At 63.1% G+C, this 15355-nt stretch carries 18 protein-coding genes; 7 read left to right on the top strand and 11 right to left on the bottom strand.

The features are described 5' to 3' along the window. Positions 1–11: 11 nt before the first annotated feature. From dxs to Q1V51_RS11060, 10 genes are all read right to left on the bottom strand, one after another. Complete coding sequence (gene dxs, locus Q1V51_RS11105) at positions 12–1940, bottom strand: 1-deoxy-D-xylulose-5-phosphate synthase (protein WP_300556322.1); 1929 nt, start codon at positions 1938–1940, stop codon at positions 12–14. 17 nt (positions 1941–1957) lie between these two features. Continuing rightward, a complete protein-coding gene (locus Q1V51_RS11100) occupies positions 1958–2851 on the bottom strand; it encodes a polyprenyl synthetase family protein (protein WP_300556320.1) in 894 nt (297 codons plus the stop codon). An 86-nt stretch (positions 2852–2937) separates the two neighbouring features. Beyond that, positions 2938–3186: an exodeoxyribonuclease VII small subunit gene (locus Q1V51_RS11095; protein ID WP_300556318.1), complete on the bottom strand. Its 249-nt coding sequence runs from the start codon at positions 3184–3186 to the stop codon at positions 2938–2940. Positions 3187–3245: 59 nt separating this feature from the next. Continuing rightward, positions 3246–3836, bottom strand: a complete 591-nt coding sequence (locus Q1V51_RS11090) for a histidine phosphatase family protein (protein ID WP_300556316.1) — start codon at positions 3834–3836, stop codon at positions 3246–3248. A gap of 85 nt (positions 3837–3921) precedes the next feature. Further along, positions 3922–4845, bottom strand: a complete 924-nt coding sequence (locus Q1V51_RS11085; RefSeq protein WP_300556314.1) for a histone deacetylase family protein — start codon at positions 4843–4845, stop codon at positions 3922–3924. 4 nt (positions 4846–4849) lie between these two features. Next, entirely contained in the window at positions 4850–5731 is an 882-nt protein-coding gene (locus Q1V51_RS11080) for an NAD(P)-dependent oxidoreductase (protein WP_300556312.1), read from the bottom strand. Between the two features lie 47 nt (positions 5732–5778). After that, a complete protein-coding gene (gene lepB / locus Q1V51_RS11075; RefSeq protein ID WP_300556310.1) occupies positions 5779–6564 on the bottom strand; it encodes a signal peptidase I in 786 nt (261 codons plus the stop codon). 3 nt (positions 6565–6567) lie between these two features. Beyond that, positions 6568–7326 (bottom strand): signal peptidase I, encoded by a 759-nt coding sequence (gene lepB, locus Q1V51_RS11070; protein ID WP_300556308.1) that lies wholly within the window; start codon positions 7324–7326, stop codon positions 6568–6570. 8 nt (positions 7327–7334) lie between these two features. After that, positions 7335–7655, bottom strand: coding sequence for a YbjQ family protein (locus Q1V51_RS11065; RefSeq protein WP_300556306.1), 321 nt, complete (start codon positions 7653–7655; stop codon positions 7335–7337). Continuing rightward, positions 7652–7846, bottom strand: a complete 195-nt coding sequence (locus tag Q1V51_RS11060) for a hypothetical protein (protein WP_300556304.1) — start codon at positions 7844–7846, stop codon at positions 7652–7654. The genes Q1V51_RS11065 and Q1V51_RS11060 overlap by 4 nt, the downstream gene beginning before the upstream one ends. A 242-nt stretch (positions 7847–8088) precedes the next feature. On the opposite strand from Q1V51_RS11060, the gene Q1V51_RS11055 reads away from it, so the two are divergent. Next, a complete protein-coding gene (locus Q1V51_RS11055) occupies positions 8089–8472 on the top strand; it encodes a hypothetical protein (protein ID WP_300556302.1) in 384 nt (127 codons plus the stop codon). Between the two features lie 24 nt (positions 8473–8496). Here the strand turns inward: Q1V51_RS11055 and Q1V51_RS11050 are convergent, their stop codons facing one another. Then, complete coding sequence (locus tag Q1V51_RS11050; protein WP_300556300.1) at positions 8497–10260, bottom strand: acyl-CoA dehydrogenase; 1764 nt, start codon at positions 10258–10260, stop codon at positions 8497–8499. A 133-nt stretch (positions 10261–10393) separates the two neighbouring features. Here Q1V51_RS11050 and Q1V51_RS11045 point away from each other — a divergent pair, with 133 nt between their 5' ends. The 6 genes from Q1V51_RS11045 to yaaA all read left to right on the top strand — a co-directional run. Next, on the top strand, positions 10394–10993 hold the full coding sequence (locus tag Q1V51_RS11045; protein ID WP_300556298.1) for a YceI family protein: 600 nt from the start codon (positions 10394–10396) through the stop codon (positions 10991–10993). After that, positions 10993–11565 (top strand): cytochrome b, encoded by a 573-nt coding sequence (locus tag Q1V51_RS11040; protein WP_300556296.1) that lies wholly within the window; start codon positions 10993–10995, stop codon positions 11563–11565. The genes Q1V51_RS11045 and Q1V51_RS11040 overlap by 1 nt, the downstream gene beginning before the upstream one ends. A gap of 8 nt (positions 11566–11573) precedes the next feature. After that, positions 11574–12113 (top strand): YceI family protein, encoded by a 540-nt coding sequence (locus Q1V51_RS11035; protein ID WP_300556294.1) that lies wholly within the window; start codon positions 11574–11576, stop codon positions 12111–12113. Between the two features lie 48 nt (positions 12114–12161). Next, positions 12162–13112 carry an L-threonylcarbamoyladenylate synthase gene (locus Q1V51_RS11030; RefSeq protein WP_300556292.1) on the top strand — a complete coding sequence of 317 codons (951 nt, stop codon included), beginning with the start codon at positions 12162–12164 and terminating at the stop codon, positions 13110–13112. Continuing rightward, positions 13109–14515: an FAD-binding oxidoreductase gene (locus Q1V51_RS11025; RefSeq protein WP_300556290.1), complete on the top strand. Its 1407-nt coding sequence runs from the start codon at positions 13109–13111 to the stop codon at positions 14513–14515. Before Q1V51_RS11030 ends, Q1V51_RS11025 begins: the two co-directional genes overlap by 4 nt. Before the next feature lie 114 nt (positions 14516–14629). Beyond that, positions 14630–15355: peroxide stress protein YaaA (gene yaaA, locus Q1V51_RS11020; protein WP_300556288.1), on the top strand; the 726-nt coding region annotated here is incomplete at its 3' end.

Below are 15355 nucleotides of genomic sequence, written 5' to 3'. Positions count from 1 at the left end.
TCTTTCAGATTTTATTCAGCCGGAAACTGTGCTGCTATCATCTGGGCCGCATGTTCTTCCCGGCCCAGCGCTTCGAGCGCCTTGGCGGCGATGTGGCGGGCGTTGAGGCCGGCCGTTTCATACATGTTGAACGGCGTGTCCTGGTCCTGGAAGACGTCAGGCAGGGTCATGGTCCGCACCTTGAGACCACGATCGAGAGCGCCCTTCTCGGCCAGCAGCTCGAGCACAAACGCGCCGAAACCGCCGCGTGCGCCCTCTTCCACCGTGATCAATACCTCATGCTCGCGCGCCAGGCGCAGCACCAGTTCTTCATCCAACGGCTTGGCGAAACGGGCATCGGCGATAGTTGCCGGGAAGCCTTGGGCCGCCAGCGTGTCAGCAGCCTTTATAGCTTCGCCCAGACGCGTACCGAGCGAGAGAATGGCGACCGAGCCGCCTTCCCGCAGGATACGGCCCTTGCCGATCTCGAGCGGTTCGATCACAGCCGGCATGTCCATGCCGGTGCCATTGCCACGTGGATAGCGGAAGGAGGACGGGCGATCATCGATCTCGGCGGCAGTGGCGACCATGCGCTTGAGCTCGAGCTCATCGGCAGCCGCCATAACCACCATGCCCGGAAGCGCGCCCATATAACCGATATCAAATGAGCCGGCATGGGTACAGCCATCCGCGCCGACCAGACCGGCCCGGTCAATGGCAAAGCGGACCGGCAGTTTCTGGATCGCCACATCATGCACAACCTGGTCATAGCCGCGCTGAAGGAAGGTCGAATAGAGCGCACAGAAGGGTTTCATCCCGTCTGCTGCAAGACCTCCGGCGAAGGTCACGGCGTGCTGCTCAGCAATGCCGACATCAAACATGCGATCCGGGAAGGTCTCACCGAACAGGTCCATGCCGGTTCCGCCGGGCATGGCCGCGGTAATCCCGACAATGCGGTCATCCTTCTTGGCTTCCTCAACCAGCTGCTGGGCGAAAACCTTGGTGTAGGACGGTGGTCCGCCCTTGGATTTCTGCTGCTCGCCGGTGACGACATTGAACTTGGCAACGCCGTGATACTTGTCGTCCGAGGCCTCGGCGGGGGCATAGCCCTTGCCTTTCTGCGTGACGCAGTGGATCAGGACCGGACCATCCTCGCCATCGCGCACATTGCGCAGGACGGCGACCAGCTGGCCCATATCATGGCCGTCGATCGGGCCGACATAGCGGAAGCCCATTTCCTCGAACAGCGTGCCACCCATGGCCATGCCGCGCATGTATTCCTCGGCCCGGCGCGCCGCATCCTCGACATGCAGCACCTTGGCGACGCCCTTGCCCAGCTTGCGGATATTGCGATAGCCCTGGCTCGACACCAGGCGGGAGAAATAATGGCTCATGGCGCCAACCGGCGGCGCGATGGACATGTCGTTGTCGTTCAGGATGACGATGAGGCGGGAATTGAGACCGCCGGCATTATTCATGGCCTCATAGGCCATGCCAGCCGTCATCGAGCCATCACCGATCACCGCGATCACGTGACGGTCCTGCTCTTCCTTGAGGTCGCGCGCAACGGCAAAACCGAGGCCGGCGGAAATCGAGGTCGAGGCATGGGCCGCGCCGAACGGGTCGTATTCGCTTTCCGAGCGCTTGGTGAAGCCGGACAGGCCACCGCCCTGGCGCAGCGTGCGGATACGGTCACGACGCTCGGTCAGGATCTTGTGCGGATAGCACTGGTGGCCGACATCCCACACCAGCACGTCGCGCGGCGTATCAAACACATGGTGCAGCGCTGTCGTCAGTTCGACGACGCCGAGACCGGCGCCGAGATGGCCGCCCGTGACAGAGACCGCATCAATGGTTTCAGCGCGCAATTCGTCAGCCACCGATGTGAGCGTCTCGAGATTGAGATTCTTCAGATCGGCAGGCGAATGGATCCGGTCCAGATTGGGTGTCTTCACAGACATCGGCAGCGTCCTGCTCTCTACGCTTGGCGGGTCAGAATGAAATCAACCGCCTCTTTTAACAAATTTGCTCGCTCGCCGAAGGGATCAAGGTGTTCCTTCGCCTGCGCGGCCAAGTGTCGCGAACGGTCCTTGGCGCCTTCAATGCCCAATGTGGTGACAAAGGTGGCTTTTCCTTGACCGGCATCCTTGCCGACAGCCTTGCCTGCATCATCCGCATTGCCAGTGGCATCGAGCAGATCATCGGTGATCTGATAGGCCAGTCCGAGGTCATGGGCAAACCCGTCCAGAGACCGCCGGATATGATCGTCGATATCCTTCAGAGTCGCCACCGCTTCGGCAGCAAAATTGATCAGCGCACCGGTTTTCATCCGGTGCATGCGGGTGACAACCGAGATATCCAGCGTCTCGCTCTCGCCGATAATGTCGATCATCTGGCCGCCGACCATGCCGCCAGCGCCGCTGGCCCGGGCCAGTTTCTCCACCAGACGGGCGCGGACGCTGCCGCGCGGGTGTGTATCCGGATGCGCCAGGATCTCATAAGCCGAGGATTGCAGCGCATCACCAGCCAAAACCGCCGTCGCCTCGTCATAGGCCTTGTGCACGGTCGGCCGGCCGCGGCGCAGATCATCATCATCCATGCAGGGCAGATCATCATGGATCAGCGAATAGGCATGGATGCATTCCAGCGCACAGCCGACACGTAAAAGGCCGCGCTCATCGGCGCCGACCAGATTGCCGCATTCCATGACCAGGAAAGGACGTAGCCGCTTGCCCGGCCCCAGCGCGGCATAGCGCATGGCGGAATTGAGACGCGCCTCGGGGCCTTCTGCGCGGGGCAGAAGCGCATCGAGCGCGACCGTTATGCGGTCGGCGGTCTCGTTCAGGGCGTGCTCAAAGCTCTCGCTGGTCATCAGTGTCCTTGTCGCCGGGCACAAACGGCCCGGACCCTGTGGGGATTGGCGGGACCGGGTCAGTCCCGGAACGCTTGTAAGAAACGCTAGTCCAGCCCGGCCGGCTCGGTGGTCACCGAACCGTCTTCACCGCGCACGATTTTCTCGACCTTGAGCTCGGCATCCTTGAGCTTGCTGTCGCAATGCGCCCGCAGGGCCGCGCCGCGCTCATAGATGGCGATCGACCGCTCCAGTTCGACCTCACCGCTTTCCAGCTGCTGAACAATGCGCTCAAGCTCGGCCAGGGCGTGCTCGAAACTCATCTCGGCGATGTCGGCATTAGGGGTGTCGGACATGAATGCGAACTCCAAAAGTCCGGCGCAGCATAGGCAGGGCCGCGAGCCGGAGCAACGCGCTATCGCGCGCGGTATTCATATTGACGGAAGGACCAGTAGCTATCGCCGCCATCGCTGACGCAGCGCCAGCCGGCAGAGCGGATATGCGGCCGCATCATGCGGTTGAACCAGCCATGGGCACAGAGCACGACATCACCGTCCTGTGCGGCCTCAACCAGGCGAGCGGCAGCCATCGCGGCGCGCGCTTCGGCCTCGTGACGACTCTCGCGGCCGCGGGCAAATCCGAACCACCAGGAACAGCGCGCAAACACGCCCCAGGTCTTGGCCATGTAACGGCCGGGCATGGCCGGCGGCGGCAGCTCAGCCTCGATGAAGACCGGATCAATCTCAAGCTCACGACCGGGGGCTGCGGCCTCGGCCGTCTCGACGGCGCGGGTCAGGGTCGAGGCATAAACGATGTGCGCCTCGGCAGCGGCGGCCTTGAGCTTGTCCGGGGCGCTCTGCCCCGCCGCCAGGGAGGCCGGCTGGTAGATATTGTCCCACCAATCCTCATAGCCGCGCCAATCCAGCCGCGTTTCGCGGTTGGCATCCGGCTGGCCGTGTCGGGCGATCGTGATACGTCCGGGGCGCTGTGAAGGCGTGGCAGACAAGATGGCGGACTTTCCGTGACCATTGAGCGGGGTGCCATTCAGGCTGCCGTGCCCCGCCACGCCAAGCCACTCATTCTTGATGCCGTTACAGTGCCGCGGTGAAAGCGGCCGCTGCCCGGCCCAGTGCGGGGCAGTCGTATCCGCCCTCCATCACGGAGACAAGACGGGAATCCGCAGTTTCCTCTGCCACGCCCGCCAATTCCTGCGCGATCCAGGCATAATCGACATCCTGCAACAGGAAACCGCCCAGCGGATCATCCGCATACGCATCGAAACCGGCAGAAACGAAGAGCATTTGCGGCTGGAACTGTTTCAGGGCCGGGAGCACCTCGCCTTCGAAATGCTGACGCCAGACCGCGGCGGGGGTATTGGCCGGCAGCGGGATGTTGAGGACATTGCCGTTGCGGCCGGTTTCCTTGCGCGTTCCCGTCCCCGGATAAAGCGGGGCCTGATGCAGCGAGGCGAAGAAGACGCGCTCATCAACTTCGGCCAGGCATTGCGAGCCATTACCGTGGTGCACGTCGACATCGACGATTGCGACCCGATCCAGCCCGTGCGCCTCGAGCGCATGGCAGGCCCCGACAGCGATCGAGTTGAACAGGCAGAACCCCATCGCCCGGTCCGGCTCGGCGTGATGGCCCGGCGGACGAGCCAGGCAAAAGGCGTGAAGCCCCTCGCCCCGCATAACGCGGTCGACCGCTTCCACCACGCCGCCGGCCGCATGCAATCCGGCAGCGGCCGAGCTTTGCGTGACTTGGGTGTCCGCATCCAGGGCGGCCCAGTCGCCCTCGCTGACCGTCGCGGTTAAACCCAGCACGCGCTCGATATGGGCCGCGGTGTGAAAGCGTTCCAGTTCGCTGCGAACCGCCGCGCGACTGTTCAGCCAGCGCGCATTGGCAACGCCCTCAAGCGCCGCCCGGGCTGCATCATAGCGGCCTTGGTGCTCGGGATGCCCCGGCGGGACGGGATGGCCCGCACTGGCTGCACTGTCGATAATGAGGGCCGTCATGGCCTTAGTGGGACAATCCGGACAGATCCATCAGCTTCACGCCCGGCGGTGTCGGTGCATCCTCTTCACCCGGCACGAAGAAGTCGGGCAGCAGATCGGTGCCCGGGGTGACTGCATATTGTTCGAAATCGGTCACGCCCTCGGAATACAGGAAAGTATCATCGATCAGGAAATTGCCGGTAAAGTCCGCGGCCGGCTTGTTGAGGACGCGGTAGGCGGTATCGGCGAGGATTTCCGGCTTGCGGCACTGTTTCATCGCCGCGTCATCGGCGAGGACATTGGAAATCGCAGCCGTCGCAACGGCGGTGCGCGGCCAGATCGCATTGGCGGCAATCTTGCCCTTGAATTCCTCGCCCCAGCCCAGAACGCACAGGCTCATCTGATATTTCGCGCTGGTATAGGCGACGTGCGGACCAAACCACATCGGGCGCATGTCGAGCGGCGGCGACAGCACCAGGATGTGCGGGTTCTCGGCCTTTTCCAGGTGCGGCAGGCATTTCTGGGTCACCAGGAAGGTGCCGCGACCATTGACGCCGTGCATGAGATCATAGCGCTTCATCGGCACATCCTTGGTGCCGACCGGGAAAATCGCGGAGGCGTTGTTCACCACCGCATCTATGCCGCCAAAATGCTCGACCGCCTGAGCAACAGCATCCTCGACATTGGCTTCGTCACGGATATCGCACTTCACCGCCAGAGCCTTGCCGCCGGCCTTTTCGATCGCCTCGGCAGCGGTATGGATCGTGCCTTCCAGGCGCGGGTGCGCGACATCGGATTTCGCCGCAATAACGATATTGGCGCCATCGCGGGCGCAGCGCTCGGCAATCGCGAGACCGATACCCCGGCTCGCACCGGTAATGAAAATCGTCTTGTCTTTAAGGCTCATCGCGCTCTCCCCGGCGAAGTTTGTCTTGCCGGGAAACTAGGGCGTGTTTAAAGCCCGCGCCAGACCCGTCCTGTCGGACAATGCAAATCACTGTCGTCAGGGCAGCGTTTCAATGTGAACAGGACCGTTTCCGCGCGGCCGATAACATTGTCCAGCGGAACAAAGCCCGGCCCGTTAAAGTGCCGGCTGTCGACAGAATGGTCGCGGTTATCACCCATCAGGAAGAGATGCCCCGGCGGTACCGTGACGGGTCCGAAATCATCCAGTTCTCCGGCATCGGTGCGCTCATAGATCGGATGCGGGCGACCATCGCCTTGCGGCAAGGTCTCGGTGAAGTGGGCGACATGCACGCTGCCCATGCGGGCGCGATGTTCGCGGTAGCGACGCTCATCGACCAGTTCACGCTCGGCTTGTTCGCCATTGATATAAAGACGCCCCCGGCGAAGCTCGACGACGTCGCCCGCTACCCCGGTGACGCGCTTGATCAGGACAATATCGGCGCGCGGCGATTGCAGGACGACGACATCACCGCGTTGCGGGTCGGCCCAGGCGAGCCGCCCGTCCCATTCTTCCGGCAGCCAATCGCCCAGCCCCAGCGGCAGGGAGTGACGCGAATAGCCATAGGCCCATTTGGACACGGCGATCCGATCTCCCACCTCGAGTGATGGCTGCATGCTTTCGGAGGGGATGTAGTAGATCGCGAAAGCGGCCGAGGTCCAGACAAACCAGAGCGCTGCCACCCCGGCGAGGAAGTTCGTCAGTTCCTTGGCTTCGCGAATATTCGAGCGCACCCAGCCGGGCAGGCGTCGCAGAAGTCTGAAGCTCGACGCCACGGCCTACAGGCCCTGCCAGACACGGCCACGGGGGCAATACAGGCCTTGCTCGCGGCGGCAGCGCTCGAAGGTGAAGAGCACGGTTTCCGCGCGGCCAATGACATTGGCCAACGGCACGAGGCCCGGCCCGCCCGGCGCGCGGCTGTCCCGCGAGGCATCACGATTGTCACCCATGACAAAGACCGTGCCCGGAAGCACGCGGACTGGGCCGTAATCATCCAGGGCGTAATTGTCCGAACGCTCATAGATCGAGTGCTCGCGCCCGCCCGGCAGCCCTTCAACATAATGCGTCACGGTCTGGATCTGCTGGGTCGGGAATTCACGGTAATTGCGGATCTCGTCCAGTACCCGTTCGGCCGGCTCGTCATTGATGTAAAGGCGACCGTCGCGTACCTCGACCATATCCCCGCCAACACCGATGACCCGCTTGATCAGATTGCGGGCCCGGCCGTCCGGCTGGTTTTCATCGCGGAACACAACCACATCACCACGGCGCGGCTGCCCCCAGGCGAGGCGGGCATTCCAGCTGTCCGGCAGGAGATAGCCCAGCCCCAGCGGCAGGGAGTGGCGCGAATAGCCATAGGCCCATTTCGACACGACAACCCGGTCGCCAACTTCCAGCGTCGGCTGCATGGATTGGGACGGGATGTGGAACACGGCAAAGCCGAGCGTGACCAGAACCAGATAGACAGCGGCCACACCACCAAGGAAGCGCGCGATTTCGAGGACTTCGCCTGCCGCGCGATCGGCAAGCCGTTTCATCAACGGGTTCATTTCAGTTTCACAGCCGTTCCGTAGGCGAGAATTTCTGCCGAACCGTCCATCACGGTCGCCGTCGACAGGCGGAAGGTGATCACCGCGTCTGCACCCAACTCCTGAGCATGGCGCACCATGCGATCGAGCGCTTGTTCGCGCGATTCGGATAACAGCTTGGTATATTCGGGCACCTCACCACCGACCAGATTGCGCAATCCGGCGATGAAATCTCGACCGAAGAAGCGGGCGCGCACGACATTGCCGCGAGCAACGCCAATCACGCTGTCGATTTCCCGGCCGGGCACATGGTCTGACATGGTGACGATAAGGCTCATGGCGTGTTGTCTCCCGGCGCCTCATCCGCGCCATCCTGTTCCGCTTCCAAATACTGTAACCCCAGACCGGCACCGAGTAATCCCGCGGTGATCAGCCAGAGCAGTGACGCCGGATAGGGCAAGGACCAACCCAGGGCGAGGTCGGCCAGAAGCAAACCGAGAAACACAACGCCGCCGACCAGCAGCAGCATCTGGCTCCTATGCTCCCAAACCCACTTCACCTTGAAACCTCACCCGATCCGAACATATTCCCAGTCTTCCGATACGTCGAAACGACCGCGTTACCAAGCCTCAAGCGCCAAGATTGTGCCCTTTTCGTGACTTAGCGTGGCGAGATTGCTGCAGTGCGGCGGGGGAACGTCATGGGGCCGTTCCCGCTCGAAGACGCCCGGGGGGCCATGCTAGTGACAGGGCTGAAGGGAGATTAGCCTCAATGAGCGACACCATTATTGAACCGGGCCATAACGCGTCGGCGGACCGTGACGACAAACTCATGGTCGCGCTGAACTATGTCCTGATGCTGATCAGCAATATTATCGGCGTGACGTCCATCATCGCCCTGATCATTGCCTATGCGCGCCGGGAAAATGCACCCAACTGGCTGTTCTCGCACTACGACTTCCAGATCAGGACGTTCTGGATCGCACTGATCGGCATTATCGCCTGTACGGTGCTGATCTTCACCGTCATCCTCTCGCCCTTCGGCCTGCTCGGCTACGTCGCCATATGGCTGTGGGTGCTGATCCGCAATGCGATTGGCCTGGTACGCCTGATCGACGGCCGCGGCATCGCGCAGCCGCAGACCTATTGGGTTTAAGGCCGCTGGCACGTGAGCCGGGGATTACTCCCCGGCTGCGAAGCCGACCTCGGCGATCATGTCCATGCCCATGGTGATGTCATCGACCCGCGAGGGGGACAACGCCAGTACCGCCTCGGCATAGAAATTCGCTAGGGCGATACGCTGGGCGGCAAAGGCCGGATCGCCGATATTTTCCTTTTGACGACGGCGGGCCGCGACTGCGCCGACGCACAGCATCCAGCCGCCGATCACTTCACCGGCTAGGGTGAGGAAGGGCGTGGCGCCGGCCAACTTGTCCGACATGTCGCTGTCATTGAGCCAGGCTGCGGCCTCGCGCAGGGCGTCGAGACCGTCCTCCAGGCGTTCCGCCAGGGGCGGCAGATCCGGATGTGAGGACGTTGAACAGGCCTCGATGGTCTGCTGGATATCGTCATAGAGCTCGGTGAAGGCCGCGCCGCCGGCCATCGACAGCTTGCGGCCAGCCAGGTCCATCGCCTGGATGGCATTCGTGCCTTCATAAATCGGGGCAATCCGGGCATCGCGCAGATGCTGGGCGGCTCCGGTTTCCTCGACAAAGCCCATCCCGCCATGGATCTGAATACCCATGGAGGCGACTTCGACGCCGATATCGGTGGACCAGGCCTTGGCGATCGGGGTAAGCAGCTCCTCGCGGCGCTTGGCGGCGGCGCGCTCATCGTCCTCGGCACCGTACTCGGCGAGGTCAGCGGCAACGGCACAGGACAGGCAGATCGCCCGCGAAGCTTCGATCTTGGCCTTCATCAGGGCCAGGCTGCGCTGAATGTCCGGGTGGTTGATGATGGCGTGCGGCGCGGGGCCATCCGCTTCCGGTGCCCGGCCCTGCTTGCGCTCCTTGGCATAGCCGAGCGCCTGCTGATAGGCGCGCTCTGCGATGCCGACGCCCTGGACGCCGACATTGAGACGGGCCGAGTTCATCATCGTGAACATGCAGCGCATGCCGTTATTCTCACCGCCGATGAGCCAGCCCTTGGCACCGGCATATTCCATTGTACAGGTTGGCGAGCCGTGAATGCCCAGCTTGTGTTCCAGACCAATGGCCTGCACCGAGTTTCGCGTACCGTCCTCGAGCACTTTGGGCACGATGAAGAGCGAGATACCCTTGGTGCCCTCCGGCGAGCCCGGCGTCCGAGCCAGAACGAGGTGGATGATATTGTCCGTGCAGTCGTGCTCACCCCAGGTGATGTAAATCTTCTGTCCGGAAATGGCCCAGGAGCCGTCAGCATTGGGTTCCGCCTTGGTGCGCAGCGCGCCGACATCGGAACCGGCCTGAGGCTCGGTTAAATTCATCGTCGCTGTCCATTCGCCGGTCAGCAACTTGGACAGATATTGCTCGCGCTGCTCGGGCGTACCATGAGCCAGCAGCGCTTCGATCGCCCCATAAGTGAGCATCGGACCAAGACCAAAGGCCATGTTGGCGGACTGGATCATTTCCAGCACGGCAACGCCCAAAGCGCGCGGCAGCCCCATCCCGCCGGCCTCGGCCGGGAATTGCAGCCCCTGCCAGCCGCCTTCCACGAACTGGGCGTAGGCGTCCTTGAAGCCTTCCGGCGTGGTCACCTCACCATTCTCGAGCGTACAGCCCTTGAGATCGCCGACACGATTGAGAGGGCCGAGAACATCGCCGGACAGCTTGGCCGCTTCGTCCAGGATCGCTCCGGTCAGATCATCAGTGAATTCCTGGAATGCCCCGCCGGACTTGACCGTATCAACGGCAGCCACTTCCTCGAGCGCGAAACGCAAATCTTCGACCGGTGCGCGGTAATCCATCTTGTTCTCTCCCAACCGTGTTAGGGGCGAAGATAACCTCCGCGGCGAAACTTGCGAGCCTGGAAACAGTGATTTTCTGTCGCAGCCGCGAGATTGTGCTTTTCCGGTTTCGCCAAGGGCTTACATTGCGGGCATGAGATTGCACGCCCTCGCCCTTGCTGTACCGCTGCTTTTGGCAGCCTGCGCCACTCCCACCACGGACCCGGCGCGCCTGCCGTCGGGGCAATGGGAGCTGGATGCCGGCCATGCCAGCGCGATCTGGCGCGTGCGCCATTTCGGTCTCGCCTGGTATACGGGTCGCTTTGACAGCCTGCGCGCCAGCCTCGATTTCGACGCTGAACGCCCCGGCGAAGCCCAGCTCACGGCCATCATTGACGCCGCCTCGATCTCCACCGGTGACCCCGAGTTTGACCGCACCCTGGCGCAGGACTGGTTCAATGCCGGGCGCCACCCGGAAATCCGCTTTACCTCGACACGTGTCGAGATCACCGGTGAGACCACTGGCCGCGCCTACGGAACGCTGTTTCTGAATGGCCGCGAAGCCGACACCGCCATGGACATCGAATTCTATGGCGGACTGTTCAATTTCCTGGAAGGCCGCAATACGATCGGTTTCGGCGCCGACATGGTGATCGACCGGTCCGACTTCGGGATCGGCAGTCTGCCTGAAACCGTATTGGGCCGCGAAATCCGTATCCGCATTGAAGCGGAATTCCTTGAGGGAGGGGAATAATGCGCGAGGTTTACAGCCCGATTGCGATTGCCCTGCACTGGATTCTCGCCGTTTTGCTGATCTCCATGGTGTTTTTCGGCTGGTATATGGAAGGCCTGCGGGAGAGCATGCTGGCCGGCGAAAACGTGCCGCTCAGCGATGTGCAGTTTGCCTATAATGCCCATAAGACGACGGGACTTTTCGTCCTGGCCCTGAGCCTGTTTCGCCTCGGCTGGCGGCTGGCCCATCCCGCCCCCGCCCTGCCGCAAGGCATGAAGCCGCATGAATCCTGGATCGCCAAAGCGACGCATTGGGGCTTCTACGCCTTGATGATCGGCCTGCCGCTGGGGGGCTGGGCTGCGGCGTCGGCGACGCCTTTCCCGACGCTCCTGTTCAACAATCCCGATCTCGTTCTGCCCAAACTGCCGGTGCCGCAAACCGAGGCATTTGCGGAGTTGGCCGGAAGCGCCCATGGCGCCGGTGGCTGGGCCATCCTGATCCTGTCCAGCCTGCATGTCGCTGCCGCTCTCAAACACCAGTTTATTGATCGCGATAATCTCATCGCCCGCATGATCCCCCTGCTCAAAAGGTAATCCCGGCCATGTTGCGCACCGCCCTCGCCGTCCTGCTTTTCACGGCCACACCGGCCCTGGCCCAGGACTGGACAGTCGACACCGATGCCAGCCGCGTCGGCTTCGAGACATCCGCCTTCGGCTCGACCGTGACCGGCGAGTTCGCCGACTGGAGTGCGGCGATCACGCTGGACCCGGCCGATTTGGCCAATGCCCGTATCGATGCGACGGTTTCAGTCGCCACCGGCTCGACCGGCAATGGCCAGCTCGACCAGTCCATGCTGTCCGCGGAAGGCCTTGCTCCGGAGACACATGAGCAGGCCCGCTTCACCTCCGAAGACATCCGCGCCAGCGAGGACGGGTATGTGGCGCACGGCACGCTCAATATCCGCGGCGCCGATCAGGCCGTGATCCTGCCCTTCAACCTCGAGATCGCAGATGGTCGCGCTATTGCTGACGCGGCGCTGGAGATTGCCCGTCTCGACTATGGGGTCGGCGATGCCAGCTGGGGCGAGACCGCGGCCAGCGTTACCATCGTCCTGCATATCGAGGCCAACGCAGCGCAATAGACGCATAACAGGCTTGTCTTGCAGCCCCGCTTGGCGCTAGCTCGGCCCATGTCCGCCACCATCCTGCCTGTCAGCGATCCCAACGCTATCGACCGCGCCGCAGAAATCCTGCGCGGCGGCGGGCTCGTGGCCATGCCGACGGAAACCGTCTACGGCCTTGCTGGTGATGCGGGCAATGGCCAGACAGTCGCCCGGCTCTACGCGGCCAAGGGGCGGCCCAGCTTCAACCCGCTGATCGCGCATGTGACCGGCGTTGCAATGGCGCAGCGCCTGGTCGAAATCCCGCCCCTCGCACGCAAGCTGATGGACACGTTCTGGCCCGGACCGCTGACCCTGGTCCTGCCCAAGCGCGAGGACGCCCCGATTTCTGATCTCGCCAATGCGGGGCTCGACACGGTCGCCATTCGCTGCCCCGCCCATACGGCTGCGCGCGCCCTGATCGAGGCGGTCGACAGGCCGCTCGTCGCCCCCAGCGCCAACCCGTCCGGCGCAGTGAGCCCGACCCGGGCCGCACATGTGGCCGAAGGGCTGGGAGAGAAGATCGACCTTATTCTCGATGGCGGCGAGTGCCCGGTCGGGCTGGAAAGTGCCGTCGTTGCCGTCACCGGGGAGACCGCGACCCTTTTGCGCCCGGGCGGCCTGGCACGCGAGCGTATCGAGGCTGTCACCGGCCCCTTGCACGCCGCCGGCGAAAGCGACGCCCCGGCAAGCCCAGGCATGCTGAAGAGCCATTACGCGCCCGGCGCAGCAGTGCGTCTCAATGCCACTGAAGCCGGAGCAGGAGAACTGCTTCTGGGCTTCGGGACGATTGAGGGGGATATCAACCTGTCGCCAGCGGGAGATCTGGGCGAAGCCGCCGCCCGTCTGTTTTCCGCCCTGCGCGAACTCGACGCCCGCGGCGCACCAACCATTGCCGTCGCGCCCATCCCCGGGCACGGTCTCGGCGAAGCCATCAATGACCGCCTGCGCCGCGCTGCGGCGCCAAGAGATACTCAATGACCGAGATTTCGCCTGCCATCATCGACCGCCTGAAATCCGCCCTTGGCCCGAAAGGCTGGAGCCAGGACGCACACGAGATCGAGCCGCATGTGAAGGACTGGCGCGGGCGTTATCAGGGCCATTCGCCCATCCTGCTGAAGCCCGGCTCGACCGCAGAGGTCGCCGCGGCAGTGAAGATCTGCGCCAAAGCCGGGATCGCCATCACTCCACAGGGCGGCAATACCTCCCTGTGCGGCGCCTCAACGCCCCAGGGCGAAGTGCTGATCTCGCTGAAACGCATGAACCAGGTGCGTGAGATCGATGCGGCGAATGATTCCATGACGGTGGAGGCGGGCTGTATTCTGGAAACGCTGCAGAACACGGCCGAGGAGGCTAACCGGCTCTTTCCCCTGTCGCTCGGCTCTCAGGGCTCGGCAATGATTGGCGGGCTGATCTCCACCAATGCCGGCGGCGTGCATGTCCTGCGCTACGGCATGACGCGCGATCTGGTGCTGGGCCTGGAAGCGGTTCTGCCCAATGGCGAGGTCTGGTCCGGGCTGACCGGCCTGAGGAAGGACAATACCGGCTATGATATCAAGCAATTGCTGATCGGTGCGGAAGGCACGCTCGGCATTATCACCGCGGCGACACTGAAACTCTTCCCGCGCCCGGCGCGCATGGAGTTGGCCTTTTGCGGCCTGAAATCCACCGATGATGCGGTCGAGTTTCTAGGCCTCGCCAAACAGGCCTCCGGCGGCGCCGTCACCGCCTTCGAGATCATGCCGCGCAATGCGCTCGACCTCGTGCTGGAGCATGTCCCGGGCACGCGCAATCCGCTGCAAGGCCGGCACGACTGGTATGTCGTCTGCGAGATGAGTTTCGGCCGTGAGGACGGCGCCCGCGATACGCTCGAGGCCGCGCTGGGCGAGGCCTTCGAGCAAGGGCTGATCGCAGACGCGGCCATTGCCGAGAATGACAGCCAGCAGCATGATTTCTGGCGCCTGCGCGAAACCATTGCCGAGGCTGAACGCGCCCATGGCAAGGCGCTGAAGCACGACATCTCCATCCCGGTTTCTAAAATGCCCGCCTTCATGAATCAGGCGACCGCGACAGTGGAGCGTGATTATCCCCAGGCCGAGGTCATCGCCTTCGGCCATGTCGGCGACGGCAATGTGCACTTCAACATCATGGCCCGCGACGCCGGTGCGGGAGATGAATTCCTCGCCGGCATTAAGCCCGCCTCGGACATCGTCTATGACCTCGTCGACACATTCGGCGGCTCGATCTCCGCCGAGCACGGGATTGGCATCCTCAAGCGCGAGGAACTGGCGCGCCGCAAACCGGTGGATGTCACCGTGATGCGGGCGATCAAGCAGGCGCTGGACCCGGACGGGATCATGAACCCGCGGGTGTTATTGGGTTAGCCCTTCACCGCACCTTTTGGAACGCAGCTGCGCGATACGACCTTAGCGCGATGCGGGCCACTGGAATCGCCCGGGTGCGGGACTTATGTTGGGGCCAAGAAGGAGATTCGATCCATGCTCGTTTTGTTGTCGCCCGCCAAGAACATGAATTTCGACCCGCTGGAGCGGGAGCTACCTGCGACCACGCCGGCGCTGATCGATGAAACGCGCATCCTGTCGAAAACCACGCGGGGGCTCACGGCCTCCAAGATCAAGGCGATGATGGGCATTTCAGACGACCTCGCCCAGCTCAACCGCGAACGCTTCCAGGCCTTCGATGCAGAACAGCCCGGTGAGAAACAGGCCGCCTTCGCCTTCAACGGCGAGGTCTATCGCGGCCTCGATGCGGCCAGCCTGTCCGAGGACGACCTCAACTGGGCCCAGGATCATCTGCGTCTCCTCTCGGGCATGTACGGCACGCTGAAACCGCTCGATGCCATTCATCCCTATCGCCTGGAAATGGGCCGCAAGCTGCACACCCGCCGCGGTGAGAGCCTGTATGATTTCTGGGGCACGCTGATCGCCAAGGATCTCAATGCGGCGATGGACGGCGAAGACGAGCCGGTCGTGCTGAACCTGGCCTCCAACGAGTATTTCAAGTCGGTCGACAAGAAAGCGCTGAAGGCCAAGGTCATCACCGCCACCTTCAAGGAAGAGAAGGACGGTCAGCTCCGCGCCCTTATGGTCTACGCCAAGAAAGCTCGCGGCATGATGGCCCGCTGGGTAATCGAAAACCGCATTACCGACCCGGCCGACCTGGTCAAGTTCGACGCCGGCGGCTACCGCTTCACCGAAGACGGC

The organism is Maricaulis sp., assembly GCF_030149235.1.
GTDB lineage: Bacteria > Pseudomonadota > Alphaproteobacteria > Caulobacterales > Maricaulaceae > Maricaulis.
This window is presented reverse-complemented; position numbering and strand designations above follow the sequence as displayed.

Excerpts from the sequence above, each read along its gene's own strand:
- dxs (WP_300556322.1), bottom strand. The coding sequence starts at position 1,940 with ATGTCTGTGAAGACACCCAATCTGGACCGGATCCATTCGCCTGCCGAT.
- Q1V51_RS11100 (WP_300556320.1), bottom strand. The coding sequence starts at position 2,851 with ATGACCAGCGAGAGCTTTGAGCACGCCCTGAACGAGACCGCCGACCGC.
- Q1V51_RS11095 (WP_300556318.1), bottom strand. The coding sequence starts at position 3,186 with ATGTCCGACACCCCTAATGCCGACATCGCCGAGATGAGTTTCGAGCAC.
- Q1V51_RS11085 (WP_300556314.1), bottom strand. The coding sequence starts at position 4,845 with ATGACGGCCCTCATTATCGACAGTGCAGCCAGTGCGGGCCATCCCGTC.
- Q1V51_RS11080 (WP_300556312.1), bottom strand. The coding sequence starts at position 5,731 with ATGAGCCTTAAAGACAAGACGATTTTCATTACCGGTGCGAGCCGGGGT.
- lepB (WP_300556308.1), bottom strand. The coding sequence starts at position 7,326 with ATGAAACGGCTTGCCGATCGCGCGGCAGGCGAAGTCCTCGAAATCGCG.
- Q1V51_RS11065 (WP_300556306.1), bottom strand. The coding sequence starts at position 7,655 with ATGAGCCTTATCGTCACCATGTCAGACCATGTGCCCGGCCGGGAAATC.
- Q1V51_RS11060 (WP_300556304.1), bottom strand. The coding sequence starts at position 7,846 with ATGCTGCTGCTGGTCGGCGGCGTTGTGTTTCTCGGTTTGCTTCTGGCC.
- Q1V51_RS11055 (WP_300556302.1), top strand. The coding sequence starts at position 8,089 with ATGAGCGACACCATTATTGAACCGGGCCATAACGCGTCGGCGGACCGT.
- Q1V51_RS11050 (WP_300556300.1), bottom strand. The coding sequence starts at position 10,260 with ATGGATTACCGCGCACCGGTCGAAGATTTGCGTTTCGCGCTCGAGGAA.
- Q1V51_RS11045 (WP_300556298.1), top strand. The coding sequence starts at position 10,394 with ATGAGATTGCACGCCCTCGCCCTTGCTGTACCGCTGCTTTTGGCAGCC.
- Q1V51_RS11040 (WP_300556296.1), top strand. The coding sequence starts at position 10,993 with ATGCGCGAGGTTTACAGCCCGATTGCGATTGCCCTGCACTGGATTCTC.
- Q1V51_RS11035 (WP_300556294.1), top strand. The coding sequence starts at position 11,574 with ATGTTGCGCACCGCCCTCGCCGTCCTGCTTTTCACGGCCACACCGGCC.
- Q1V51_RS11030 (WP_300556292.1), top strand. The coding sequence starts at position 12,162 with ATGTCCGCCACCATCCTGCCTGTCAGCGATCCCAACGCTATCGACCGC.
- Q1V51_RS11025 (WP_300556290.1), top strand. The coding sequence starts at position 13,109 with ATGACCGAGATTTCGCCTGCCATCATCGACCGCCTGAAATCCGCCCTT.